Annotated in this window: 30 protein-coding genes and 1 tRNA gene; 20 read left to right on the top strand and 11 right to left on the bottom strand. The window is 43.0% G+C overall.

Features of this window, described 5'->3' with window-relative positions:
* Positions 1–7: 7 nt before the first annotated feature.
* Genes hypE through HNQ43_RS04480 form a run of 6 tightly spaced genes read right to left on the bottom strand, consistent with a single transcriptional unit; the run spans position 8 to position 5,403 of the window.
* Positions 8–988, bottom strand: coding sequence for a hydrogenase expression/formation protein HypE (gene hypE, locus HNQ43_RS04455; protein WP_183375195.1), 981 nt, complete (start codon positions 986–988; stop codon positions 8–10).
* A 4-nt stretch (positions 989–992) separates the two neighbouring features.
* The gene (gene hypD / locus HNQ43_RS04460) at positions 993–2,012 is read right to left on the bottom strand and encodes a hydrogenase formation protein HypD (protein WP_183375197.1); all 1,020 of its coding nucleotides are present in this window, start codon (positions 2,010–2,012) and stop codon (positions 993–995) included.
* A complete protein-coding gene (locus HNQ43_RS04465) occupies positions 1,999–2,220 on the bottom strand; it encodes a HypC/HybG/HupF family hydrogenase formation chaperone (RefSeq protein ID WP_183375199.1) in 222 nt (73 codons plus the stop codon). Before HNQ43_RS04465 ends, hypD begins: the two co-directional genes overlap by 14 nt.
* Positions 2,221–2,224: 4 nt before the next feature.
* Positions 2,225–4,411, bottom strand: a complete 2,187-nt coding sequence (gene hypF / locus HNQ43_RS04470) for a carbamoyltransferase HypF (protein WP_183375201.1) — start codon at positions 4,409–4,411, stop codon at positions 2,225–2,227.
* Positions 4,408–5,061 carry a hydrogenase nickel incorporation protein HypB gene (hypB, locus tag HNQ43_RS04475; protein ID WP_183375203.1) on the bottom strand — a complete coding sequence of 218 codons (654 nt, stop codon included), beginning with the start codon at positions 5,059–5,061 and terminating at the stop codon, positions 4,408–4,410. Before hypB ends, hypF begins: the two co-directional genes overlap by 4 nt.
* Positions 5,062–5,403: a hydrogenase maturation nickel metallochaperone HypA/HybF gene (locus tag HNQ43_RS04480; RefSeq protein ID WP_183375204.1), complete on the bottom strand. Its 342-nt coding sequence runs from the start codon at positions 5,401–5,403 to the stop codon at positions 5,062–5,064.
* A 62-nt stretch (positions 5,404–5,465) separates the two neighbouring features.
* Here HNQ43_RS04480 and HNQ43_RS04485 point away from each other — a divergent pair, with 62 nt between their 5' ends.
* The 7 genes from HNQ43_RS04485 (at position 5,466) to HNQ43_RS04515 (ending at position 10,839) form a co-directional block, all read left to right on the top strand.
* Positions 5,466–7,394: an NADH-quinone oxidoreductase subunit 5 family protein gene (locus HNQ43_RS04485; protein WP_221247994.1), complete on the top strand. Its 1,929-nt coding sequence runs from the start codon at positions 5,466–5,468 to the stop codon at positions 7,392–7,394.
* Positions 7,391–8,251: a respiratory chain complex I subunit 1 family protein gene (locus HNQ43_RS04490; RefSeq protein WP_183375205.1), complete on the top strand. Its 861-nt coding sequence runs from the start codon at positions 7,391–7,393 to the stop codon at positions 8,249–8,251. Before HNQ43_RS04485 ends, HNQ43_RS04490 begins: the two co-directional genes overlap by 4 nt.
* A gap of 17 nt (positions 8,252–8,268) precedes the next feature.
* Entirely contained in the window at positions 8,269–8,700 is a 432-nt protein-coding gene (locus tag HNQ43_RS04495) for an NADH-quinone oxidoreductase subunit B family protein (RefSeq protein WP_183375206.1), read from the top strand.
* Positions 8,693–9,040, top strand: coding sequence for an NADH-quinone oxidoreductase subunit C (locus HNQ43_RS04500; protein WP_183375207.1), 348 nt, complete (start codon positions 8,693–8,695; stop codon positions 9,038–9,040). The genes HNQ43_RS04495 and HNQ43_RS04500 overlap by 8 nt, the downstream gene beginning before the upstream one ends.
* Complete coding sequence (locus HNQ43_RS04505; RefSeq protein ID WP_183375208.1) at positions 9,040–10,119, top strand: hydrogenase large subunit; 1,080 nt, start codon at positions 9,040–9,042, stop codon at positions 10,117–10,119. The genes HNQ43_RS04500 and HNQ43_RS04505 overlap by 1 nt, the downstream gene beginning before the upstream one ends.
* 4 nt (positions 10,120–10,123) lie before the next feature.
* A complete protein-coding gene (locus tag HNQ43_RS04510; protein ID WP_183375209.1) occupies positions 10,124–10,684 on the top strand; it encodes a 4Fe-4S dicluster-binding protein in 561 nt (186 codons plus the stop codon).
* A 69-nt stretch (positions 10,685–10,753) separates the two neighbouring features.
* Positions 10,754–10,839, top strand: a tRNA-Leu gene (locus tag HNQ43_RS04515).
* Here the strand turns inward: HNQ43_RS04515 and HNQ43_RS04520 are convergent.
* The 5 genes from HNQ43_RS04520 to HNQ43_RS04540 all read right to left on the bottom strand — a co-directional run bounded on the left by HNQ43_RS04520 (position 10,818) and on the right by HNQ43_RS04540 (position 13,937).
* Entirely contained in the window at positions 10,818–10,976 is a 159-nt protein-coding gene (locus tag HNQ43_RS04520; RefSeq protein ID WP_183375211.1) for a hypothetical protein, read from the bottom strand. The genes HNQ43_RS04515 and HNQ43_RS04520 overlap by 22 nt on opposite strands.
* Before the next feature lie 218 nt (positions 10,977–11,194).
* Positions 11,195–11,431 (bottom strand): hypothetical protein, encoded by a 237-nt coding sequence (locus HNQ43_RS04525; protein ID WP_087319217.1) that lies wholly within the window; start codon positions 11,429–11,431, stop codon positions 11,195–11,197.
* 68 nt (positions 11,432–11,499) lie between these two features.
* Complete coding sequence (locus HNQ43_RS04530; protein ID WP_183375213.1) at positions 11,500–12,852, bottom strand: hypothetical protein; 1,353 nt, start codon at positions 12,850–12,852, stop codon at positions 11,500–11,502.
* A 34-nt stretch (positions 12,853–12,886) separates the two neighbouring features.
* Complete coding sequence (locus HNQ43_RS04535) at positions 12,887–13,099, bottom strand: hypothetical protein (RefSeq protein ID WP_183375215.1); 213 nt, start codon at positions 13,097–13,099, stop codon at positions 12,887–12,889.
* Between the two features lie 514 nt (positions 13,100–13,613).
* A complete protein-coding gene (locus HNQ43_RS04540) occupies positions 13,614–13,937 on the bottom strand; it encodes a hypothetical protein (protein ID WP_183375217.1) in 324 nt (107 codons plus the stop codon).
* 289 nt (positions 13,938–14,226) lie between these two features.
* On the opposite strand from HNQ43_RS04540, the gene HNQ43_RS04545 reads away from it, so the two are divergent.
* From HNQ43_RS04545 to fabG, 13 genes are all read left to right on the top strand, one after another.
* A complete protein-coding gene (locus HNQ43_RS04545) occupies positions 14,227–15,462 on the top strand; it encodes an ATP-binding protein (RefSeq protein WP_183375219.1) in 1,236 nt (411 codons plus the stop codon).
* Positions 15,463–15,532: 70 nt separating this feature from the next.
* Positions 15,533–16,024, top strand: a complete 492-nt coding sequence (locus tag HNQ43_RS04550) for a MarR family winged helix-turn-helix transcriptional regulator (protein WP_183375287.1) — start codon at positions 15,533–15,535, stop codon at positions 16,022–16,024.
* 122 nt (positions 16,025–16,146) lie between these two features.
* A complete protein-coding gene (locus tag HNQ43_RS04555) occupies positions 16,147–17,481 on the top strand; it encodes an ATP-binding protein (RefSeq protein WP_183375220.1) in 1,335 nt (444 codons plus the stop codon).
* 235 nt (positions 17,482–17,716) lie between these two features.
* The gene (locus HNQ43_RS04560; RefSeq protein ID WP_183375222.1) at positions 17,717–17,944 is read left to right on the top strand and encodes an acyl carrier protein; all 228 of its coding nucleotides are present in this window, start codon (positions 17,717–17,719) and stop codon (positions 17,942–17,944) included.
* Positions 17,945–18,023: 79 nt separating this feature from the next.
* Positions 18,024–18,440, top strand: coding sequence for an acetyl-CoA carboxylase biotin carboxyl carrier protein (gene accB, locus HNQ43_RS04565; protein ID WP_183375224.1), 417 nt, complete (start codon positions 18,024–18,026; stop codon positions 18,438–18,440).
* Positions 18,437–19,804, top strand: a complete 1,368-nt coding sequence (gene accC, locus HNQ43_RS04570; RefSeq protein ID WP_183375226.1) for an acetyl-CoA carboxylase biotin carboxylase subunit — start codon at positions 18,437–18,439, stop codon at positions 19,802–19,804. The genes accB and accC overlap by 4 nt, the downstream gene beginning before the upstream one ends.
* On the top strand, positions 19,788–20,660 hold the full coding sequence (gene accD / locus HNQ43_RS04575) for an acetyl-CoA carboxylase, carboxyltransferase subunit beta (RefSeq protein WP_183375228.1): 873 nt from the start codon (positions 19,788–19,790) through the stop codon (positions 20,658–20,660). The genes accC and accD overlap by 17 nt, the downstream gene beginning before the upstream one ends.
* The gene (locus HNQ43_RS04580; RefSeq protein ID WP_183375230.1) at positions 20,657–21,592 is read left to right on the top strand and encodes an acetyl-CoA carboxylase carboxyltransferase subunit alpha; all 936 of its coding nucleotides are present in this window, start codon (positions 20,657–20,659) and stop codon (positions 21,590–21,592) included. The genes accD and HNQ43_RS04580 overlap by 4 nt, the downstream gene beginning before the upstream one ends.
* Complete coding sequence (locus HNQ43_RS04585) at positions 21,574–22,554, top strand: beta-ketoacyl-ACP synthase III (RefSeq protein WP_183375232.1); 981 nt, start codon at positions 21,574–21,576, stop codon at positions 22,552–22,554. The genes HNQ43_RS04580 and HNQ43_RS04585 overlap by 19 nt, the downstream gene beginning before the upstream one ends.
* Entirely contained in the window at positions 22,551–23,498 is a 948-nt protein-coding gene (locus tag HNQ43_RS04590; protein WP_183375241.1) for a nitronate monooxygenase, read from the top strand. The genes HNQ43_RS04585 and HNQ43_RS04590 overlap by 4 nt, the downstream gene beginning before the upstream one ends.
* Positions 23,492–24,562, top strand: coding sequence for an NAD(P)H-dependent flavin oxidoreductase (locus tag HNQ43_RS04595; RefSeq protein ID WP_183375243.1), 1,071 nt, complete (start codon positions 23,492–23,494; stop codon positions 24,560–24,562). Before HNQ43_RS04590 ends, HNQ43_RS04595 begins: the two co-directional genes overlap by 7 nt.
* Positions 24,559–25,494: an ACP S-malonyltransferase gene (fabD, locus tag HNQ43_RS04600; RefSeq protein WP_183375245.1), complete on the top strand. Its 936-nt coding sequence runs from the start codon at positions 24,559–24,561 to the stop codon at positions 25,492–25,494. Before HNQ43_RS04595 ends, fabD begins: the two co-directional genes overlap by 4 nt.
* Positions 25,482–26,228 (top strand): 3-oxoacyl-[acyl-carrier-protein] reductase, encoded by a 747-nt coding sequence (fabG, locus tag HNQ43_RS04605; protein WP_425321252.1) that lies wholly within the window; start codon positions 25,482–25,484, stop codon positions 26,226–26,228. The genes fabD and fabG overlap by 13 nt, the downstream gene beginning before the upstream one ends.

The raw sequence follows: 26,228 nt of genomic DNA on the forward strand, positions 1-26,228 counted from the left end.
CTTGTGCCTAACAAATGCGAGGAAGGGGCTGCCCGGATAATTTTCTTAGCATGCGGGTTGCGCCTATTTTTGTTTTGAGAGTCAGTTTTTGCGGATGTTCTTTTGTGATCTTGCCAATGATGGATGCTTGAGGGCCTAAAGCGCTGCAAAGGGCATCGGCCTGATGCTGGTCGATGATTGCCAGCATTCTTCCTTCGCAAGCCAGATAAAGAGGATCAAAACCCAATAGATCACAAAGGGTTTGCACATCGGAATCAATGGGTAATTTCTTTTCATCAAGTTCCATACCCCATGAAGAATGCTCGATCAATTCCAGGCATGTGGTTGCGACTCCTCCGCGGGTGGGATCTCTTAAAATGCGCAGGCCAGAAAAAGAGAAGGCAATACGGGCCTGATCGATCAAAAGAGCACAGTCGGAGGTCAAGTTTCCTTCCAGCTGAATATCTTCGCGAGCCATAAAGACACTGGCACCATGGCGAGCCATGCTTCCGGAAAGAATGACGGCATCTCCTTCCTGGTACTTATAATCGAGATCTTTGATCTTGGTTCCTATCCCTGCTGTATTGATCCAGATTTGGTGCCCCTTTTGATGTTCGATCACTTTTGTGTCTCCGGTTACGATGGAAACATCGGCTTGTTGGGCACTCTCTTTCATGGAATTTAAGATCGTTTGCAGATCAGCAACAGGGAATCCTTCTTCCAGAATCAGAGAACAGGAAAGATAACGCGGCAACCCCCCAGCCATACAAATATCATTGACCGTGCCGCAGACGGCCAGCTTTCCGATATCGCCACCGGGAAATTTCCACGGATCTACGACAAAACTATCGGTGGAAAAGACGATGTCCTGATCAAAATGTTCTAAAACAGCCGCATCTTTGAGCTCGTTCAAACTGGGGTTTTGAAATCGAGATACGATTTCTTGTTCGATCAGTCGGGAAGTCAACAAACCTCCGCTGCCATGATCTAATGTAATGTTGTTTTTCATAGGATCACTCCTCGTATGTATAAGCGGCTGCACAGGCGCCTTCGCTGGAGACCATGCAAGGGCCGACAGGATCTTGCGGGGTGCAGACGGTTTGAAATAAAGGACACTGTGAAGGGGCTTTTTCTCCACAGAGAATTGCGGCGCATTGACAATTTTCAGGTTCCTTGTTTTCTAAGCCAGGAAGATGAAAATGCTGACGAGCATCGAAATCCTGATATTTTTCTTTGAGGCGATAGCCGCTATCTGGCAAGGTTCCCAAGCCTCGCCAAAGGGAATCTTCAACTTCAAAGACGTCTTCGATTTGGGCTTGGGCTATCGTATTGCCTTCCTGTTGTACGAGTCGGTCATAGGTGTTTAGAATTTTCGGATCTTCTTGATTGATCATTTGGATCAAAGCTTCGATGGAAACGAGAATGTCTTCCGGTTCGAAACCGCTGATCACACCGGGCCGATGGTATCTGCAAGGCAGAAATTCAAATCCTTTTTCACCTATGATCACAGCGACATGACCGGGGCAAAGAAATCCGTCGATCTGTGTTTTTTCTTTTTCCAACAAGGCACAGATGGCCGGTTGAGTTCGTTTTAACAGACTGTAAAAATAAAAGTTTTTGAGTTGGCTTCGTCGGGCCTCCTGGATCAGAACCGCACTGCCGGGAGCTGTTGTTTCAAATCCTACCCCTATAAACAAGATGATTTTATCGGGGTTGTTTTGCGCGATTTGGATGGCATCCATAGGCGAGAGACAAAGGCGAACATTGGGGCGGGCTCGAAGTGTCTCGCTTTGACTGCCGGGAATTCGCAACAGATCACCATAGCTGCAAATGAGCAAATGGGGATCCTTGCTTAGCTCTAAAATCATGTCGATGGCGCTGGAAGGGGTGACACAAACGGGACAGCCAGGGCCGGAAATCAGTTTGACTTCTTTTGGCAGTACATTTTTGATACCGCTTTTGGCGATGGCCATCGTGTGTGTCCCGCAGATCTCCATCAAGGTGATAGGGCGTTTTGGTTTACTGAACCGCATGAAAGATCTCCTGATACAGTTCTCGGGTTTCTTGTGCTTTTTGCGCATCGATCTTCTCAATCGCAAATCCGGCATGAACCATCACATCATCTCCTGGCTGGCAGTCGGGCAAAAAGTCGATCCGTATCTTTTGGGAAATGCCGTTGGCAGTTCCGATTGCGGTTTTTCCTTCAATTTTTTGAATGGTCAAAGGAATGGCTAAACACATATTCTCACATCCTTTTTTGGGCAATGGCAAGCTGTCCCAAGGCGATGCCTTCATCAGTGCAGCTGATTCTTCTATGCCAGTATACACGATAACCGTGCTTTTTTAATCCGTTAATGATTCCTTTTAATAAAATCTGATTTTGAAAACATCCTCCGCTTAAGATTACAGGAAGATGATGGGGATTCAATTGGCAAGTTTGTTCGATTGCCATCTGGATCAAGGTGTTATGGATCTTTTGTGCTTTATATTCTTTCGGATCGGCATCTTCCAGGCAAGTTTTGAGCATCAAGGTCCAATCAAAAAAACGGACATTGTTTTTTGTTTGGTAAGCGGTGGGATACGTCTTGGAGGTCGGCTTTGCCAGATTTTCCAAAGCCACAGGGGCTTGTCCATCATAAGTTTGATGCGTTTGTTTGGTGATCAAACTATAAAACCCATCCAGCAACCGACCCATTCCGCTGGAAAAAACGGAAGAATGTTTCCATATTTTTTTTAAGTTTTTCTGTTTGTCGGGATCTAAAAGCGAAATCTCTTTGCCGGCTTGCCAACACATGGCCAAAGCGATGCGTGCAATCTCATGGATTGCCTTTTCACCCCCCAGCAAAGCGATGGGCAAGATGGATCCGCAACGCTGATAGGAGCATTGGTCTCCAATCAAAAATTCACTCCCCCAGATTGTCTGGTCTTCGCCTAAGCCTGTTCCGTCCCAGATGATGCCAAAGCAGGTTTCGTGGAGTTGATTATCTTCCATACAGGAGGCCATGTGTGCATGGTGATGCTGAATAGAGATAAGGGGCAGGCCTAAACTTTGTCCATATTGTGTGGAAGCATAGTCCGGATGCCGATCGCATGCCACTACAGCCGGAGTAATGGAAAAAAGGCGTTCCATCGTTTTGAGGGCTTTATGATAATGGGCCAGGGTCTCCAAGTTTTCCATGTTTCCAATATAAGGACTCAAAAAGGCCTGGTGGTCTTTTCCTAAGGCGAAGCTGCCTTTTTGGTGGGCACCCAGAGCCAAGATGCCGGTGACGTCTTCTTGTGTTGGCAAAGGAAGAGGAACATAGCCGCGGCTGCGGCGAATAAAATAAGGCTCTTGGCTGACAATGCGCATCAAGGAATCGTCACAGCGATTCTCGATGGGGCGATCATGTAACAAAAAGGCGTCGGCGATATCTTTCAGCTTTTCTTTGGCTTCGACATTGTCGATCAAAACTGGCATATCCTGCAGGTTGGCGCTGGTCATGACTAATGCGGTGCATGTTTGCAGCAGCAGTATATGCAATGGGCTGTAGGGTAAAAAAATGCCGAGTTCTTTAGTATGCGAAAGCTCCTGGTAAGCTTGAGGATCGCGCTTTTTGCAGAGTACGATGGGTCGCTCTTTCGAGGAAAGGAACTGTTCTTCCTTTGCGTTTAAAACCACAAATTCTTTGGCAGTCTCTATGTCCTTGACCATGATCGCAAGGGGTTTGGCTTCTCTTTGTTTGCGTTGACGCAGACGCCGGATGGCTTTTGGGTCTCTGGCATCACAGGCGAGATGAATCCCCCCAATGCCTTTGACGGCAACGATCTTTCCGTGCTGCAGATCCCAAAGGGCATTATCCAAGGGGTCTTTGAACGTTGCGCTTCCTATATATTCAAGCTGAGGCCCGCAGTGCTTACAGGCGTTAGGTTGAGCATGATATCGCCGATTTGTGATGTCGTTATATTCTTTTTCACAATCTGGGCATAAGGAAAATGCAGACATCGTGGTGTTTTGACGATCGTAAGGAATATCTTGAATGATCGTATAACGAGGTCCGCAGTTCGTACAGTTGATAAAAGGGTATCGGTATCTTCGATCTTGGGGATCGAGCAGTTCGCGCATACAGTCTTGGCAAGGAGCAATATCGGGAGCAATCAGGGTTTTGTGGCTTCCTTTATGGCTTTCTAGAATCTGAAATGAGGAATAGTTTTGAACCGGCCCTTCTTGTGCTGTGATTTTTTGAATCTGTGCCAGGGCCGGTGCCTGGTGCTTTAAATCATGCAAAAAAGCATGGACTTCTGCTTGAGGTCCTTCAACATGGATTTCTACCCCTTCTCCTGAGTTAAAACATGTGCCGGTAAGATGATGTGTTTTTGCCAGGCGGTGGACAAAGGGACGAAATCCCACACCTTGGACGATACCGTATACATGGATCTGAATATGGATCATAATAGAGAATCGATCTTTTCTTTTAAAAATGCGCAAAGCAAGTCGATCCCGGATTGATCTTTTGTGCTGACGACAAAAGAAGGGGCTCCCGGATTGACGCCTTGATAATCTCTTTGTACCCGCTCGATGTCAAAATCAAAATAAGGCAAGATATCCGCTTTGTTCAAGATAAGACAATCGGTTTGGGTGAACATTAAAGGGTATTTGACAACTTTATCATCTCCTTCGGGAATGCTTAAAATTGTCATGCGCATTGTTTCTCCAATATCGAATTCGGCCGGGCAGACCAGGTTGCCGATGTTTTCGACAAAGAGGATGTCGATCTGATCCAAGTCAAATTCAGGCAAGATCTTTTGAATGCTCATGGCTTCGATATGGCAGGCGCCATCGGTATTGAGTTCCACACTGGGAATGCCTAGATCATGGATGGTTTTGGCATCGATGCTGGTGGTGATATCGCCTTCGATTACGCCGATAGAATATTCTTTTCGCAGGGACTGGATCATCTCTTTGAGAAGGCTTGTTTTTCCGGCTCCGGGGGAGCCCATGATGTTGATCAGAATCGTATGGTGTTCTTTTAAGGTCGCTTTTACCTGGCTGGATACATCTTCATTCCAATCTAAGATCTGATGATATACTTTGATTTCCATTTATTCTACCTCGATACTTTCTATCATACATTCATTCCCGGATAGTCTCTTGAGATCGGTGCTGTGACAAAAAGGACATTCAATGTGAAGCCGGTCGATCTCGGCTTCTTTCTGGCATGTGTTACAGCGGATCTTTAAAGGGATCATTCGGGCGTTGATTTTCACGTTTTGGGCAATTGTCCCCTGGCTGATCACGTCCATATACATCTGGATGCATTCGGGCACAAAACCGCAAAAAGGACCTAAGGCCAAGTTGATCGCTTTGATTTTTTGGACCGGGCGATTTTTGGCAAGATCCAAAGTTTCTTTTAAAATGTGGGTGGTGATTTCCATCTCATGCATAGTGACATTATACCGCGGGAAAAGATAAAAATGAATGGAAACCCCTTTCAAATAGGAATATAATGAAAACGATTAAGACTATGGGGGGATGTCTCTTGTTTTTGATACCCGTATTGGCTGGCATACCCTTAGTGGGGGCGGCTCTTATTTTTTTGATACAGGATGCCCGCTTGCGTGGCTTTGTGATCTATGGAACGGTGGCCTTGATGATGTTGGCTTGTTTAGGCTTGACGGGTGCCTGGATCCTGGATGGAAGCACGCCTTGGCTTTTATATACACATACCGAACTCATGGATCATCTCATGCAGGGAATAGAGATCTTATTGATGGTTTTTATCATCTATATGAGTTTCAAATATAAAAGACGATGGGTTTCGATTCTTTCAATTTTACAAACAGGTTTGGCTTTCTGGGTCGAGTATTCGTACCCTCTTCAGGAAGCGACCCATACTCAAGTAGATTCCCTGGCTTTATTGATGTGTGTGATTTGTGCCTTCATAGGCGGCCTGATCGGAATCTATTCTGTAGGTTATATGAAGAGTTATCATGAAAAACATCGGGGTGTGATCGATCGCAGCTCGACTTTTCTGGCGCTGTTGTTTGTATTTATGTCGGCTATGTTTGGGTTGGTTCTTTCTTCGAATTTGATCTGGATGTATTTCTTCTGGGAAGTGACCAGTGTGATCTCTTTTCTTTTGATCGGTTATACAAGAACAGAAGAAGCGATTGAAAATAGTTTTCGGGCTTTGTGGATGAATCTTCTTGGCGGTTTTGGCTTTGCGGTTGCGATCTGGCTTTGTGCGATGTGGAACCACAGTGTTCAGATGGATCAAATCGTTTCCAGTGCCAATCCGATGATCATTGGGATGCTTTGCCTGGCGGGCTTGACCAAAAGTGCCCAGTTGCCATTTTCCACCTGGTTATTTGGGGCCATGGTGGCGCCTACACCGTCCAGTGCGCTTTTGCATAGTGCGACCATGGTCAAAGCGGGTGTTTATTTGCTGATTCGTCTGGCTCCGGCTTTGAATGGTACGATTTGTGGAACGATCGTGAGCTTTATTGGCGGTTTTACCTTTATCATGACTTCTTTAATGGCGATTGCCCAAAATGATGCGAAAAAAGTGCTGGCTTTTTCTACGATTTCCAATTTAGGCTTGATTGTTGCCTGCGCCGGCATTGGGGTAGAGCAGACGGTCTGGGCAGCGATCTTTTTGATGATCTTTCACTCTTCAAGCAAGTCGATGTTGTTTGAAGCGGTGGGAGCGACGGAAAACAGTATCGGATCTCGGGACATTGAAAGGATGCATGGCTTGATCCTGCGGCTGCCCAAATTAGCTTATGTGATGGGGATCGGAATTGCCGGAATGTATTTGGCGCCCTTTGGCATGCTGATCAGTAAATGGGTGGCCTTAAAAGCATTCGTAGATTCCGGGAATGTTCTTTTAGTGATTTGTATCGCGTTCGGTAGTGCTTCTACCATGTTTTATTGGACAAAATGGTTAGGAAAGCTGATTGCGATGCATAAACCGCATACTCCGGATCCGGATATTACGCGAAAAGATGAATATTTTTCAATGGCGGTTTTATGTGTGATTACAATTTTGTTATGTCTTTTATTCCCGCTTTTGGCAGGGTATGTCGTCAATCCGATCGTCCTTTCTTTGTTCGGGGCTACCACCGATGTTTTGTCGATGAGTGAACTGACTACGATGGTGATCATGGTCTGCAGCGTATTGATCGTTCCGGCCATGATGTTCTTGATCACGCGGATGGCGCCGCGAGATATCGTTCCGATTTATATGAATGGGATCAATGTAGGAGATAATTCTCATTTTATTGACAGTTTTGGAGAAGAAAAGAAACTTCATCTGTCCAACTGGTATTTACGGTTTGATTTTGGCAGACGGCGGCTGTTGAAGCCGTCTCAGATCGTAGCGGCCAGTGTGCTGATCGTGACTTTTGCGATTCTGTTAGGGGGTGTTTTGGCATGAGTCGAACCATCTCTTTGATTCTTTATCTTGTATTGGCTCCTTTTATCGGTGCTTTGTTGGATGGAGTGGATCGCAAGATCACAGCGCGCATGCAAGGAAGAAAGGGCCCTAGCCTGTTTCAACCGTTCTATGATCTGGTGAAATTGTTTTCTAAGCAGATGATTGCGGTCAACAGTGTGCAGCTCTTGTTGAATTGCAGCTATCTGGTTTTCTTGGCTATAGCGGGCGGAATGGTCTTTTTTGGGACGGATATCTTGATGTCTTTATTTATTCTTTCGACTGCCGATATGTTCTTGATTTTGGCTGCCAGCTCTGACTCGTCGCCTTATTCGAATATTGGGGCCAGCCGGGAGATGCTGCAGATGATGAGTTATGAACCGATGACTTTATTGATTGCGGTAGGATTTTATCTTGCCACAGGATCTTTCCGGGTGGATGAGATCATACTCCAGTCATCGGCTGCGATTTGGATGATGCCGGGTCTTTTCGTGGGCTTTATCTTGATCATGGCTATCAAATTGCGTAAATCTCCGTTTGACCTATCTACCAGTCATCATGCGCATCAGGAGGTTGTCAAAGGAATCACCACGGAAATGAGCGGTCCCACTTTGGCGATCATGGAAATTGGTGAATACTATGAAAAGATGTTGTTGTTGGCAATCGTAGGGCTTTTCTTCATCCATGATACGGCATGGAGCTGGATAATAGGAATCGTGGCTTGTTTGGGTGTTTATTTTATTGAGATCTTGATCGATAATGTCTGTGCGCGCGTCAATTGGAAAAAACTGATTGAAATCTGTTGGCTGATCACTTTGCTTTGTGGCGGGATCAATATACTGATCCTGATGTTGATCTAAAAAAGGGGGTTGTATCTATGAGTCGATTAAAAAAATCTCCTTGGATGCTGCATTACGATGCCAGCAGCTGCAATGGCTGTGATATTGAAGTGTTAGCTTGTACGATGCCTCGTTTTGATATAGAGCGCTTTGGCATCATCAATACCGGCAATCCGTTTCATGCCGATATTTTACTGATCACTGGCGGTGTCAATGCACAGAGTGCCCAAGTGGTTAAACAGATTTATTCACAGATGCCCAATCCCAAAGTGGTCGTAGCGGTAGGTATCTGTGCTTGTACAGGCGGTGTCTTCAAAGATTGTTACAATATTTTAGGTGGAGTGGATCAAGTGATTCCTGTGGATGTGTATGTGCCAGGGTGCGCAGCTCGTCCTCAGTCCATCATCGATGGAGTTTTGAAAGCGGTGGAGATCTTAGAAAAGAAACAGGAGGCTCGAGAACATGCGTGATCGAATCTTAACGTTAGGGAAAGCGGAATTATATGCTGCGACCGTACAAAAAAAGATGAAGGGATGGCGTTTGGCTCAAATTTGTGCTACGACGGTATCGGATGGATTTGAGATGAACTATACTTTTGTCAAGGATCAAGATATGGATACGATTCGAGTGCATCTGGATCGTCATGAATCGATTTCTTCCATCACGCAGATCTATCCTTGTGCATTTATTCAGGAAAATGAAGCTGCCGAATTGTTTGGAGTATTGATCAATAACATTACGATGGATTATAAACACAAGTTATATCGAATCGATGTGGAGGCTCCTTTTGGCCCTAAGGAGGAAAACTGATGGCAAAACGAAGTGTCATTCCTTTTGGACCCCAGCATCCGGTCTTGCCCGAGCCCATTCATTTGGATTTGGTTTTAGAGGATGAGGTGGTTGTCGAAGCCATTCCGAATATAGGTTTTGTACATCGTGGTTTGGAAAAGCTGGTGGACTCCCGTGACTATAAACAGTATGTCTATGTGGCGGAAAGAATTTGCGGTATCTGTAGTTTTGGACATGGCATGGGATATTGTGAGAGCGTGGAAAGAGCCATGGGCATCGATATTCCAGCTCGTGCAAAGTATCTGCGCACATTGTGGATGGAACTGAGCCGGATCCATTCTCATCTATTGTGGTTAGGCTTGTTGGCGGATGCCTTGGGATTTGAATCCTTATTTATGCAAAGCTGGCGTTTACGGGAAAAGATCTTGGATATCTTCGATATGACGACTGGCGGAAGAATCATCTTCTCGGTCAATCAAATCGGGGGCGTCTTAAAGGATGTAGAGCCTGTGATGTTAAAAGAGATCCAAAAAACGATCACAGAGTTAGAATCTGAAGTGAAACCGATCATTCGCACATTCCTGGAAGATCGGTTGGTCAATATGCGTTTGCGCGGGCTGGGCGTCCTTTCTAAAGAACAGGCGTATACGGCTGGAGCTGTAGGGCCGATGCTGAGGGCCAGCGGAGTCGCTTATGATTCGCGAGAAACAGGATATGCGGCTTATGCAGATCTGAGTTTTGGACCAATCACAGCTATAGAAGGGGACTCTTATGCGCGTGTCAAGGTCCGCTTGGCAGAGATTTTACAATCTTTTGAGATCTTGCAGGAATTATTGGGAAAGATTCCTTCGGGCGAGATTGCGATCCCGGTAAAAGGAAATCCTAAAGGAGAATGTTTTGTTCGTATTGAGCAGCCGCGAGGAGAAGCGATTTACTATACGAAAGGAAATGGAACAAAATATTTAGACCGTTTCCGTTTGCGTACGCCGACAACAGCTAATATTCCTCCCATGTTGGATCTTTTAAAAGGATGTCAGTTGTCCGATGTGGCCTTGTTGATCTTGACGATCGATCCGTGCATCAGCTGTACAGAGAGGTAATCGTATGGCAAGAAAAGAAAAGTTGTTTGTATTCACACCGCAGATTCTGAAGAACTTAGTTTCGAAGCCGGTCACCGAAGCTTATCCTTTTGAAGAAGCCCATTATACGGATCGGATGCGAGGTCATATCGAAATTGATATCGAGCAATGTATTTCGTGCACGCTTTGTGCTCAAAATTGTCCGCCTAGAGCCATCAAAGTGGATAGAGGAAAAGGGACGTGGGAAATCAACCGTTTTGACTGTGTGCAGTGTGGAAACTGTGTTCAGGTTTGTCCCAAAAAATGTCTGCATATGAAAAAAGGATACACGCAGCCGGAAACACAAAAATCGGTCGAAGTATACACTCGTACGATTCAAAAGAAAAAGTTTCCTAAAGCTTCCTCAGACTGTGTTTATTGCACACTGTGTGCCAAGAAATGCCCTCGAGATGCGATTACAGTAGATCGTTCTCAAAAGCTTTGGAGCTTGAATCAAGATTTGTGTGTCAGTTGTGGGCTCTGTGCGAAAAATTGTCCCAAAAAATGCATTGAAATGATAGAAATCAATGATGAGGAAGCAGTATAGGCACTGTTTCCTTTTTTTAAGCAAGCTTGCAAAAGCATAATAAGTATGCCATAATATGAAAGCACAAATGCAGAAGTGGTGGAACGGCAGACACGCTGTCTTCAGGCGGCAGTGCGAGCAATCGCGTGAGAGTTCAAATCTCTTCTTCTGCACCAAAGTCTATAAAGTCCTTTATATAAAGGACTTTTTCTTTGTTTTGATGAAAAAATGGCCAGTTGGTGACAGTTTGGTGACAGTAAGCCATCTCTAAACAAAATTCTTTTTTCTTATTTTCGGTTTTAATAATCTTCATAATACTTCACCCTCTATCGAACATTTTTTATCTATACGGCAAAGTCGGATACTAACTATATCGTTAAACTATCCGACTTTTTTTATTGTCCCCATCAATATATGAGACCTGGATAAATCTTCTAATTCATTGAGATAGGTTCATATTCATGGGGTATATAGGCTGGGTTATCGGTTTAATTCTGAAAAATGGAGATATCACGAATATAAAGATAAACATTAGAATCTTTCTTTGTAAGGATAATTCTTGGATTTATTAATATTTGCGACAAATTCCGCTTCTTGTTTTGTAGCATAAAGTCTGTTTTCTCGAAGTCGCGTACCTCCAGATTCCTCAGTAAATTTTAATGTATACATGCGAGTTGAAGCCGTAACTCGGACAACTTTTGCTTCCTTGATGAAGATTTGATTGGCGATAATATAGACGATATCTCCAACATTATATTTTGTTTTCATAATTCTATTTTACTGTTTTAGCTCTTAATTTGCATGAAAAAAGGAAGGTGTTTCGCCTTCCTTAACTTTTACTTAAAAGTTATTCCATAATATTTAGTGCCGCATTCGGTTCGATAAATATCAACATAATATCCACCATGTGATGCTTGTCCAGAAAGCAGCGCATCCATAATTACTTGTTGAGCATACGCTTCGGCATCAGCTCTATTAGCCCAGAATCCTGCCGGAATCGTATCGTCACAAGCTGGGACATCCGGTTCTACAGGTTGTGTAGGTTCTGTTGTGGTTGTTCCTCCTGGATTGGTTTGCCCGCTGTTTCCCGTGTTTGGATTTGAAGACTGATTTCCATTCCCTTGTTGTTGCTGCCAGGCTTCTAAAGCACCTGCCGGAGTACTTCCTTCTCCGGGTTGGATTCCTAATCCGCCAGCATCAATGGAGAAAGAATTTCCATTTTCATCTATACCTTCAAAACTATTTGTATCCTTATTATAAGTTCCTTTGACATGACCTTCGTCATCCAACAGATTTTTATTTACAAATTCACGATACTCCTTATAATCCATCCCTAAAGATTCCATACTGATATTGCCTGTATTTGTAAAAGCGTCTCGATTAAAATACTTATCGTCATCTTCTACTTTTTTAAAGGATGTTGTACCGTTAATTTTATCTTCTTTGATATCGGCATAAGCTGTCTTTAACTCTTCGTTCAAATCTTCAACCTGAACATCGATATCGCCGGACTTTGCCTTTTCCAATGTATCCTTGCTCAATGGAACATTGCCATCCACCATAGGAGTCAGTTTGGTTCCATTCTTGATATCTTCTTGTGTTACTACTTTAATCTTACATTCTTTCTCTGTAGAATTATCAAATTCATCCGTTCCTACAATTGTATTTGTTTGAGTTTCTGCCTTCGAAATATCCGTTTCTTCTTTGGATTCTACTGTGACTTTTGATTTATCTTCAGCAAGATAATAGCGAGATAGGTCGAATCCTTCTGCGTTTTGTTCTACAGTGATTGTATCTCGGAAGCCAACAAATTCTGGAGCTTTAGAATCTGTAACTTTGATTTCGACATCTTCTGTCTTATCTCCATAGGTAATAGTAACGGTATATGTTCCTGCTTCCAAATAAGTTTCATCTTTGGAAGTAACTTCTCCAGATTCTTCGTTATATGAATATTTGTCAGTATCTGTCATCAAATTGGATGTGATTTTGATGTCATCCACCAGTTCAGCATCCATTTTTTCTGTATCCAATAAAGATTCCTTTGTCAAAGAAACTTTATCTCCAGCCTCTATTTCTTGAGTTTTTACCACAATTGAAGGTTGAGAAGTTATTGCATATACAATGGCTAAGCAGACAACTATAGCAGCCACTGTACCAACAACAATTTTTTTGTTTTGATACCATTTCATTATTTTTTTCCTCCTTTTTAAATCGCGAGAGCATTTAAAACATGCCTGTATCTCCGAATCCACCACCAAACATATTATTATCAAAAAAATTATTTAAACTATCTTCAGCGAAACTTGCGGCATTCTCAGCCTGATGCATGGCTTCATTTGCACAGTTCTCTGTAAATCTGTTTAATGATTCTAATTCATTTGTTTGTTGTTCTTGTTCAATGTTTTGTTGAAATAAACGATGTAAAAAATCAAACATATCTATATTTCCTCCTTTTTATTATATCAACTTTATATGTTTTAAGCAGCGTAATTCCATCAGAATGATACATTTTCAAAGTAAACACTTTATAGATTTTTTTGTGGTATAATATTATCACGTAAATCAGATGGAAGTTCCTCTTTATGGAGGTTGTTTGTACAAAAAAATTGGTGACACTTTTGGTGACAGCAATCCAAAAACTAGGTGATATTTTATGGAAAATAGCCCAAATTTTTATAAAAAATCCCCACTTTTTCAATAAAACGGACCCATTTTAGGGAATGTGAGGGTTCTCTTCTTCTGCACCATAGAACATAAAAGCCGATAAAATTCGGCTTTTTTTGGTGTTTAAAAGTATTTAGTGTCAATTTTGGGGACAGATACAGGAATCCATTCAAAATTAAAAGGACTAACCCCTGTAGAATACAGGAATCAATCCCTTCAAATTTAGAATAGATAAGTGTCCAAATAATTGGGTTCACTTCATTGATGCCGAGGTATGTTTTTTTCTTTATTCAATATAACGAGGTGTGATGATCATGGTGTAAGCCAAAATCAAAGCCAAGGTATCAAAGAGAGCTCCCAACAAAGAAATCAAGATCCACGGAGAATGTTGGTCAGATAAAATGGGAAGTCCAATCAGAATGAAAACTCCTCCATAAATGATCCAACACTTTCCTAAAGCACGATTATATCCTTTGATATCTTTGACTTTAGGCGCTTTATCATTGGCCCAAAATCCCATTGGTTTTTTCTGCCGTAAACAAAAGATGCCTGTTCCTATAAAGAAAACTCCGCAAAGGCACCATATACAAAACGCAATCTTCAATGCCATACTATTTCCTCGATTCCATTTTACGGCTTTGTATTAGAATTTCAATTTATTTTTATAGGGAAACATAGGGTGACTCTGGATCAAGCAAAACAATGCCAGGAGCGCATACAAAAGATTTGATACACACTCAATGAACTGTTGGTCGGCTTTTTAACTAGATCTTGTATATTGAAGCGAATAAAATTAAAAGTTTATAATATTGATTGAAAAAAATTTATAAATCTCAATACTTTTTAACTTCAATATTAAAAACTTTTATACTATAATGAAATCATGAAGGAGGACATTTATGAACAAATTAATAAACAGGCCTCAATATTTGGAACAGCTAATCGGACACAAAGATGTTGATTTAGTGAAAATCGTGACGGGAATTCGTCGTTGTGGAAAAAGTTCGCTATTGGACCTTTTTCATCAATATTTATTGAAACAAGGCATCGATGAAAAGCATATCATTCATATGAATCTTGAATCTTTGAAGTATAGAAATTTAATAGACTACATAGCTCTTTATGAATATGTCTCTGAAAGAATCCCTGAAAAGGGAAAGATATATCTTATTTTTGACGAATTACAGAATGTGGAACATTGGGAAAAGGCAATCGAGTCTTTTCGTCTGGATTTTGATGTTGATATCTATATCACTGGTTCAAATGCCTATTTACTTTCTACAGAATTTTCAACGCTTTTGTCAGGAAGGTATGTCGAGATTCGAATGCTTCCATTGTCCTTTGTAGAATTTCTGAATTTCAATACATGGGAAGAAGCTACATCTATCGATGAAAAATTCCAGAAATATATGCAATTTGGCGGAATGCCTATATTAAGTGAATATAACTTTAATGAAGCCCGTTGCAATCAGGCTTTAGAAGGGATCTATTCTACAGTCATATTACGAGATATATTGCAGAGAAATAATAAGATTGACCAAAACACACTGCATCGAATTGCGATGTTTCTTTGCTCGAATATCGGAAGCATAACCTCACCCAACAACGTCGGAAATGTTTTATCAAGTGATAGGGCTATAAAAGATGATAAAAAACAACATCTGGCAAGAAATACCGTGGAAAAATATATTTCTTTACTTAAAAATGCTTTTTTATTTTTCTCTGTAAGCCGTTATGATATAAAAGGAAAACAACTTCTAAAGACATTGGAAAAAGATTATATTGTTGACCTTGGATTCCGCAATATGTTGCTGGGGTATCGTGATGTGGACAGAGGACATTTGTTAGAAAATGTTGTATTCTTGGAATTGATCCGCAGAGACTATCATGTATATATAGGAAAGGTGGATTCGACGGAAGTCGATTTCATTGCCGAAAAACCAAATGAAAAGATATATATACAGGTGACTGAATCCATGAACTCTGAAGAGGTACGAAATCGAGAACTGCGTCCACTGAAAGCGATCAATGATAATTATGAAAAGATAGTTTTGTCCACAGATAGAAGTTTTGTAACTTCCGATGAAGGAATCAAAATATTGAATATCATAGATTGGTTAATGGAAAAAGCTTAGACAGTTCTTTTAAGGCTTTGTATAGGAATTTCAATTGACTTTTATAGGGAAACAAGGTATTTTGATACCGATGACTTTGGATGAACAAAAACAACAGGAGCGCACACAAAAAACCCGACACACACTCAATGAACTGCTGGTCGGGCTTTTTAACTATATCTTGTATATTGAAGCGAACAACTTGAAACAAAAAGGCGTCGAATTATCGATCAACGAAGTGCATATTCTGGAGAGTATCGAACGAGCCAGTTCCAATACGATGAGTCATATGGCGCGTCGGCTGATGATCACTTCAGGTACTTTGACCACCAATATTTCTCGCCTGGAGAAAAAAGGCTATGTGGAACGATATCAAGATGAAAAGGATCGCCGCATTGTCCGTATTCGAAATACGCCCAAGGCTTTGGATGTCTTAAAGATCCATGATGAATTTCATAAGAATATGATCGATAAGGCAATCGGAGATCTGGGATTGGATGAAAACGAAGTCTTGAACGAGGCGCTGGAAAACATCTTAGAATACTTTAGCGACGAGTATTCGGATCAGACAAAAGGAGCTTAACATTCTGCCGTTTTGGCAGAATTTTTTATTTTTCAAAAATCTCAAAAACGTGTATATATTTTGTTTTAAAAATCTCAAAAAGGTGTTATTATGAGTGTGTAAAAATCTCAAAAAGGTGAAACATGAAAAGGAAAATCTATGATCAATTATTGAAATGGAAGAAAAATAATGGACAAACAGCTTTATTGATTGAAGGAGCCAGACGTGTCGGAAAATCCTATATTGCACAAGAGTTGGCTAAGAATGAATACAAAAGTTATATATTGTTGGATTTTAGTATTGTATCAGATTCAATCAAAGAGTTGTTTATGAATTATATCAATGACCTTGACAGTTTTTTTCTGTATTTATCCACATTGACTTCCGTTAAGTTGTATGAAAGGAAATCGCTGATCATATTTGATGAGGTTCAATTCTTTCCTAAGGCCAGGCAAGCTATCAAACACTTGGTGGCTGATGGAAGATATGATTATTTGGAAACCGGCTCACTGATATCCATTAAAGAAAATGTACAGGATATCCTTATCCCTTCTGAAGAAGAAAAAGTAAAAATGTTTCCTATGGATTTTGAGGAATTTTGTCTTGCGACAAACAATGAAGGAATATATGCGGAAATTGAACGGTGTTTTCTGAACATGAAACCTATGGGTGTATTGCACAAAAAGGCCATGGATCTTTTTCGGTTGTATATGATCGTGGGAGGGATGCCAAAAGTCGTTTCGACCTATATTGAGACAAGAGATTTCGATCAAGTGGATAGGCAAAAAAGACTGATCCTGTCTTTATATAAAGATGATATCAATAAGAGCAAATATCATCGTTTGTATATAAAATCTATTTTTGATGAAATTCCGGCACAATTATCTAAGCAAGAAAAGAAATTTACATTTGCGGCATCCGGCGGCAAGTACAGGGATTTAATTGAGCCATTTGAATGGTTAAAAGATTCAATGATGGTCAATGTTTGTTATAAGACAACGGAACCCAATATTGGTTTAAAAATTAATATGGATAAAGTAACGCTCAAATGTTTTATGGGAGATACCGGGTTGTTGATTAGTCATGCCTTTGATGAAAAAGGGATAGTCACAAATGAAATTTATCAGAAACTTCTGACAAATAAATTAGAAGTGAATAAAGGGATGCTTATGGAGAATATAGTTTCGCAGATGTTAGTAAGTGGAGGGAATCGATTATATTATTATCAAAGTTCCTCAATTCATGCGCAGGATCGGATGGAAATTGATTTTTTGATCGCAAAGGATAAAATCAGCAATAGACACAATATATCTCCAATCGAGGTAAAGTCTGGGAAGTATAATGCCTTTACTTCCATTGATAAATTCACTCATAAGTATAAACAATACATTGATCAAGTTTACATTCTGACAAAAGATGATTTACATATAACGAATGACAAAATCTTCTTGCCGTTGTACATGGCTGGGTTGCTATAGCTGGAATTGATCAAAAATATCAAAATTATGAAAAACTATCGATACAAGGGAAAAGATTTCCTGATGAAACAGGCAAGCCTTCTCACGCTCTAAAAAGTGATGAGGGGGCTTGCTTTTTATTATGCAACGATAAAAAAATATAAATTTTGACATTCAAACTATTTACTTTGATATTCAAAATAACTATAATGGTCTCGTTAATTACTTTGACATTCAAAGTAAGGGAGGAAAAATTATGTTTGAAGAAATCAAAAAAGTATTAGTAGATGCGATCAACGTAGATGAAGAAGAAATTAAACCAGAGGCAAAGCTTAACGATGATTTAGGAATCGATTCTTTGGCAGCTGTTGAATTGGCCTTAGAATTGGAAAATGAATTTGATATCCGTATTGAAGATGAAGAACTGGCAAAATTGGAAACGGTTCAAGATGTCATGGATATCATTGCCGCGAAGACAAAATAGATAAACAGATATAACTTCAGAAACAACGTATGAGCTGAGAGACCCTTGGCTCATTTTCAATAAACAAGGAGCGATGGTTATGGAAACAAAACAGATCAAAGAAATATTAGAGATCTTTGAAGCGAGCGGACTTTCTCATATGGAACTTGAGGAAGGCAATCTGAAGATCAAAATGGAAAAACCAGTGGGAGAGATCGTGGTACAGCCGACCCCAAGACCTGTTGTTCAAGAAGAAGAGATCAAAGAAGAACCGATGACGACCATCGATTCGCCATTAGTAGGAACGTTCTATCGGGCAAAGTCCCCGCAAGCCAAGCCGTATGTAGAACTTGGCGATTATGTACATGTCAATGACGTGGTCTGTATGGTAGAAGCCATGAAAACAATGAATGAGATTCATTCCGATAAAGAAGGCATTGTGACACAGATTCTTGTCGAAGATAAAGAAATGGTGGAATATGGCCAGCCTTTAATTATTTTAGGAGAGAAAAAATGATTCGCCGTCTTTTGATTGCCAATCGTTCCGAGATTGCGGTACGCATCCTTCGGGCATGCAAGGAAATGGGCATCGAAAGCGTCGTGGCCTATTCACAAGCCGACGCAGATTCCTTAGCGGTGCAGCTGGCCGATGATTCCATCTGTATCGGCCCTGCCAGTGCCAAGGATAGTTATCTGAATATGCATGCGATCTTGCAGGCAGCATGTTCTGCAGGCTGCGATGCGATTCATCCAGGCTATGGATTTTTAAGCGAGAACGCTAAGTTTGCTCGTTTGGTTCAAGAGTGCGATTTGACATTTGTGGGCCCTTCTTTTGGCTTGATCGAATTGATGGGCGATAAAACACAAGCCAGGACCCGTATGAAAGAAGTGGGAGTGCCGGTCGTAGATGGTTGTGAGGATCCTTTGATTACTGCTCAACAAGCGCTCGATCTGGCCGATTCGATCGGCTATCCGGTGATCATAAAAGCTCGTCACGGCGGCGGGGGACGCGGCATGCGAATCGTATGGAAGGCAGAGGAGCTGGAAAGCGCCTATATCCAGGCTCGTCAGGAAGCCAAAGCGTGTTTTGACAATGATGAAGTATACATGGAGCGATATATCCAAGATCCTAAACATGTGGAGGTCCAGCTTTTGGCAGACCATTATGGACATGTTGTTCATCTGTACGAAAGAGATTGTTCCTTTCAAAGAAAGAATCAAAAGATGATCGAAGAATCTCCATGTTCGATTCTGCCAGAAGAAACACGACAAAATCTATTGAATGATGCAGTTAAAGCCGCCCGGTCAATCGGATATGACTCGGTAGGAACCATGGAGTTTTTATTGGACAAGGATGGCCATTATTACTTTATGGAGATGAACACCCGAATCCAAGTTGAACATCCTGTTACAGAGGCTGTGACGGGTATTGATCTGATCAAATGGCAGCTTAAAATTGCGTCCGGACAAAAGCTGACTCTGAAACAAGAAGAGATTCCTTGCCGCGGAGTGGCGATGGAATGTCGGATCAATGCGGAAGATGTCGCCCATGATTTTGCCCCATCTCCCGGGAAAATTACCTTTATGCATTTGCCCGGAGGCCATGGCATTCGAGTGGATACCGCCGTTTATTGCGGAAGTACGATTTCACCTTATTACGATTCCATGATTTTAAAATTGATCGTCCAGGCACCGACCCGGCTCGAATGCATCAAGAAAATGCGGGCTGCCTTAGAAGAGACGATCATCGATGGGGTCAAAACCAATGTTGAGTTTTTATATTTGACCCTCTATCAGAAAGAATTTATCGAAGGGATCCATAATATCGGATACGCTTCGATTTTATTAGAAAGGCTGAAGGAAAATGGACAGTTTATTTAAAGAAAGAAAAAAACGATTGGACATTTTTCATCAATGGCGAAAAAAACCGACACCCAAGCCGAAAGAAATGCCCGATCATGTCTTTCAAACTTGTACACATTGCCATTCTTCGATTCCTATGATGGATCTTGTCAAAAATCAATATGTCTGTCCGGAATGCCAGTATCCCTTTAAAATCTCAGCCAGAGAAAGGATCCGCCAGATCGCAGATGAAAAAACATTCAAAGAAATGGATGCATATATGATCAGTATCGACCCGGAAGACTTTCCAGGATACAAAGAAAAATTAGACCGGATGCAGAAAGCGACCGGAATGAAAGAAGCCGTCATTATCGGATCGGCCAAAATTTTAGGGAATCCTTGTATTTTGGCCATCATGGATTCCCATTTTTTTATGGGAAGCATGTCGGCGGCTGTAGGCGAAAAGATTACGCGGGCTATTGAGACGGCCACGAAAAAGAAACTTCCTATCGTGATTTTTTGTACCAGCGGGGGAGCCCGCATGCAGGAAGGGATCTTGTCTCTTGTTCAAATGGCGAAAACTTCGGCGGCCATTGCCCGTCATAAAGAAGCGGGGTTACTGGTTATTACGGTTTTGACACACCCGACCACCGGCGGAGTCAGCGCCAGCTTTGCGATGTTGGGAGATATCATCTTAAGCGAACCAAATGCCCTGATCGGATTTGCGGGCAAACGCGTGATCGAAGATACGATCCACGAAAAATTGCCGGACGATTTTCAAACGGCTGAATTTGTTTTAGAGAAAGGGTTCATTGACCGCATTGTTCCTCGTCAGAAAATGCGAAAGACCTTAGGTTGGCTTTTAGCTTTTCATACGAAAAGGAGTCTGACATGAATTTAAAAGAAGCACAGCGTGCGATCAGCGAGATCAAAGCACGTCAGATGGAATTGGATGAAAAAGATATCGATACCTGGTATCAGTATCAAAAACAGATCCATAAACTAGAACAAGAAACGACTCTTACGGCCTGGGATCATGTGGAGCTGGCAAGAAGGCCAGATCGCCCCAAAGCCAAAGATTATATTGAACTGTTGTTTCAAGACTTTTTAGAACTGCACGGCGATCGCCGCAGCGGTGATGATCCGGCCATGTTGACAGGCCTGGCTACGTTTCATGGTATCCCGGTGACCATCTTAGCGCAATCCAAAGGAAAAACAACAGAAGAGAATCTGCGTCAGCATTTTGGAATGTGCCAGCCGGAAGGGTATCGAAAAGCACTGCGCTTGGCCAAAGAAGCCGAGAAGTTTCATCGTCCGATCATCACCTTTGTAGACACACCCGGGGCTTACCCAGGCAAAGAAGCAGAAGAAAAAGGGCAAGCCGAAGCCATTGCAGATTGTCTTTGTACCTTTGCGACCTTGAAAACTCCTGTAATCTGTTTCGTGCTTTCCGAAGGAGGAAGCGGAGGCGCCTTGGCTTTGAGCGTCGCCGATCGGATCTTCATGTTGGAGTATGCCGTATATTCAATTCTATCGCCGGAAGGGTTTGCCTCCATTCTTTGGAAAGATGGTTCACGAGTCAAAGAAGCTTGCGAAGTGATGAAGCTCACCAGTGCAGATTTGCTTGAGAAAGGCGTGATTGACCAGATCATACCAGAACCTTTTGGCGGGGCTGCTTCCCATATCCACCAAGTTGCGGAAAAGATGGATGAAATATTACGCAAGGCTTTAGGAGAAACGATGAAGAAAAAAACGAATCAGCTGATACAGGATCGCTATGACCGGTTTCGGCATTTGGGAGATACATCATGGAAAATGTCAAAATAATCGGAACCGGCTATGCGACCCCAAATCAAAAGATAACGAATGATCAGCTTTCACAAGTGGTGGATACAAGCGATACATGGATCCAATCCCGCACCGGGATTTCCTCGCGCTATATTTCTTGTCAGGAAAACACGTCCGATCTAGCCTTAAGAGCAGCCCAAAATGCGATTCAGGTATCGGGCATTGATCCGCGATCCATCCGACTGATCCTCGTCGCTACACTGACACCTGATAACTATACTCCCACAGTGGCTTGCCAAGTTCAGGCAGGGCTGGGCTTAAATGAGCAGCCGGTTATGGCTTTTGATTTGAATGCAGCTTGCAGCGGCTTTTTGTTTGCGTTAGAATGCGCAGCCTCTTTATTGAAAGAGGGTGTAGCCTTGATCATCGGAGCGGAAACTCTCAGCAAGATCTTGGATTGGAATGATCGAAATACTTGCGTTCTGTTTGGCGATGGGGCAGGAGCTTGCCTGATCGAAAGAGTGCAGGATGGCTCTTCCATGACGTTTTATGCTCGATCTAAAGGCGATGTGGATCATGCGCTTTATTGTCCGGACCGCAGCCTGCAGCCGGATCTTATGAATAAGACCGAAAAGAAATCATACCTGTCGATGAAGGGAAGAGATGTTTTCCGCTTTGCGATCCAGGCTATGCCGGATGCTATCCAGCATGTTCTTCAAGGACAGTCCTTGGATGCGGTGGATCTGATGATCCCACACCAAGCCAATATCCGTATTCTGGAACATGTCAGCAAAAAGATGGGCTTCGGCATGGAAAAAATGTTTGTGAATTTAGATACGTTAGGGAATACTTCTGCCGCCAGTGTGCCGATTGCTTTGGCACAGGCGTGGGAACAAGGAAAGATAAAAGAAGGAATGCAAGTGATCCTTGTCGGCTTTGGGGCCGGATTTACTTGGGGTGCCTGCAAAATCCAACATGGTAAAGGAGAAGATACACAATGATGATCAATCAAATGCTCAATATCAAATATCCCATCTTTCAGGGAGCTATGGCCAATATTGCGACAGCCGAGTTTGCCGCTGCCGTTTCCAATGCCGGCGCTTTAGGAATATTGGGAACCGGAGCCATGAATGTAACACAAGTCAAAGAAAGTTTGGATAAGCTTCGTGCTTTGACCGATCAGCCTTTTGGAGTCAATGTGATGATGATGAATCCGGATACAGATCTGATCATGGAATTGCTTGCCCAGGAAAGAGTGCCGGTTATCACAACCGGAGCCGGCAATCCAGGGAAATATATGGAGATGCTCAAAGCGGCCGGAACCAAAGTGTTCCCTGTGGTGGCCAGTGTCGCTCTGGCAATCCGTATGGAGAGAGCCGGAGCAGACGGCATCATCGCAGAAGGGACCGAAGCTGGCGGACATGTCAACGAGCAGACGACCATGGCGCTGGTACCGCAAGTCGCAGATGCGGTTTCGATTCCGGTCCTTGCGGCTGGAGGAATTGCAGACGGACGAGGATTTAATGCCGCTTTGTCTTTAGGCGCTGTGGGTGTTCAAGTCGGAACTTGTTTATTAGCCAGCGAAGAGTGTCCGATCCACCAAAACTATAAAGAAGCAGTATTGAAAGCGAAAGATACCGATACGATCGTGACAGGCAGAAGCTTGAATACGCCGGTTCGAATTTTAAAAAATCCCATGAGTCGGCAATATATGAAATTAGAATATGGAAAAGCCGATCGGACAGAGATGGAAAAATTGACGCTGGGCGGTTTGCGTCGGGCTGTATTTGATGGCGACATGAAAACCGGTTCTGTGATGATGGGGCAAGTTGCCGGATTGTGCAAGGAGATTTTGCCGCTGGAAAAAATATTCGACAATATGATGAATGATTCCAGAAAAGAGCTGGAAATGCTTCAAAGGAAAATTGAGGCGTGCTCATGTTAAAAGCGGTGCAGATCCAGAACAAAGTTTTACAGGTTCCCATCATACAAGGCGGTATGGGAATCGGAGTTTCGTTATCTGGTCTTGCGAAAGCTGTTTGTAAAGAGGGTGGCATGGGCGTGATCTCAGCGGCTATGCCGGGTTTTCGCGAACCGGACTTTGAAAAAGATCCGATCCAAGCGAATATTCGGGCCCTGCAAAAAGAGATCCGTATGGTGAAAGAGGAAGTCCCGAACGGTTTTTTAGGGGTCAATGTCATGGTGGCCTCCCGCCACTATGAAACGTATGTAAAGGCGAGTATAGATGCCGGAGCCGATGCGATCCTGTCGGGTGCAGGATTGCCTTTGGAGTTGCCAAAAACGGTACAGAACAAGGCCTTGATGGCCCCCATCGTATCGAGCGCCAGGGCTTGCCGTCTGATCTGTCGAAGATGGGATACGCATCATCAATGCGCGCCGGATTTTGTGATCGTGGAAGGCGCAAAAGCAGGAGGCCATCTTGGATTCAAACTGCCAGACCTGGAAAATGATCGATGTCAGAGCTTGGAAGAGATCGTAGCGGAAGTCAAAAAAGAATTAAAGCCTTACGAAGAAAAATATAGAAAAACGATTCCGGTCTTCGCAGCCGGCGGCATCTTTACATATGAAGACATTCTTCACATGATCAAAGCCGGGGCCGATGGTGTGCAGATCGCAACACGCTTTATCGCAACCAAAGAATGCGATGCACATCCGGCATTTAAACAGATGATCATCCGCGCTCGCAAAGAGGATATCGGGTATGTCAAAAGTCCGGCCGGATTTCCAGGGCGAGCAATTCAAAATGCGTTTGTGAAAAAGCACAAAGGGAAACCTAATCAAAGAGTAGAAAATTGTCTGGGATGCATGATTCCGTGCAACTGGCAAGATACGCCTTATTGTATTACTCGAGCTTTGATCCGCGCCGTTCAAGGCGATACCGAAAACGGACTCTTTTTTACGGGAGCCAATGCGTATAAGATTTCAGAAATCAGCGATGTACATACAGTGATGAGCAGCCTGCAAGGGCTGGGAAAGGAAACAAGATGAAAACAGCGTTTCTGTTCGCGGGCCAAGGATCCCAAAAAGTAGGGATGGCCAAAGAATTCTATGATACCTTTACGGTCAGTCAAAAAAGAATGGATGGTCTGCAGTGTGATTATGATTTAAAAAGATTATGTTTTGAGGGGCCGCAAGATCAGCTGGATGATACAGCTTATGCGCAAAGTGCTATTGTTGCCGCATCTTTAACGATCCTGGAAGCATTAAAAGAAAAAGGAATCCAGGCAGACGGCTGCGCCGGCCTTTCTTTAGGCGAGTATACTGCCTTGTGTGCAGCCCAAAGCTTTGATCCGCAAACGGCTATTGATATCGTACGCCAGCGCGGAATCCTGATGGCTCAGGCATTGCCGGCCGGCACGACAGGCATGGCGGCGGTCTTAGGCTTGGATGAAAATGCCATTCAGGAAGTTTGTCAGATAGTTACTCGCTCCAACCAGATATTAGAGATTGCCAATTATAATTGTCCAGGCCAAATTGTTGTGACGGGACATAAAGAAGCGATCGAACAGGCAACGCCTTTACTGCTTGAAAAAGGGGCAAGGCGAGTACTGCCGCTTTCTGTCAGCGGCGCTTTTCACAGCTCGCTGCTGATCCCGGCCAGCGAAAAACTGGAGGCTGTTTTACGGACCAAACATTTTGCTTTGCCCAAAATTCCGGTCTATCACAATATCAGCGGGCAAGTCGAATCCATTCAACAGGAAGAAGATCTGATCCAGATCTTAAAAAAACAGATTTGCCAAAGTGTCCGTTTTGAACAAACGATTCGTCAAATGATCAAAGATGGTTTTGATACATTTGTGGAAATTGGTCCGGGAAAAAGCTTGAGCGGTTTTGTCCGAAAAGTATCAAAAGATGTACAGGTCTATACGATCAATACTGTACAAGATCTGGAAGGAATGGTGGAAACATGGAATCGATGAATCATAAAGTGGCTTTGGTAACCGGAGCCGGCAAAGGCATTGGCAAGGCGATCGCGTTGGCTTTTGCTCAGGCGGGCTATCAAGTGGCCGTGAACTATAACGGCTCTAAAGAGAGGGCTATGGAAGTTGTAGAAACGATTCGTTCCTATGGTGTTTGTGCCCAGGCGTTTCAAGCCGATGTATCCCAAGAAGATGATGTGAAGGCCATGGTGGATGCCGTTGTGGAAACCTTTGGACGTATCGATGTCTTGGTCAATAACTCCGGAATCACAAAAGATGGCTTGATGCTTCGAATGTCGAGCGAAGATTTTCATAAAGTGATCGCGGTCAACCTGGAAGGAACGTTTCACTGCCTGCGTCATGTATCGCGTATCATGATGAAACAGCGTTCGGGATCGATCATCAATATGGCCAGTGTCGTGGGTTTGATCGGCAATGCCGGTCAGGCCAATTATGCGGCCAGTAAAGCCGGCGTGATCGGACTGACGAAATCGGCAGCCCGCGAATTGGCGTTGCGCCATATTCGTGTCAATGCGATAGCGCCTGGTTTTATTGAAACGGATATGACAGCAAAACTGGCAGAAAAAGATCAACAGAAAATGATGGAACAGATTCCTTTGCGCTCTTTTGGAAAACCAGAAGATGTCGCATCGGTCTGTGTTGCTCTGGCATCCGATGCGTTTGGATATGTCACCGGGCAAGTGATCCATGTCGATGGCGGCATGGTGATGTAG

Source organism: Faecalicoccus acidiformans, assembly GCF_014202635.1.
GTDB classification, from domain to species: Bacteria; Bacillota_I; Bacilli_A; order Erysipelotrichales; family Erysipelotrichaceae; genus Faecalicoccus; species Faecalicoccus acidiformans.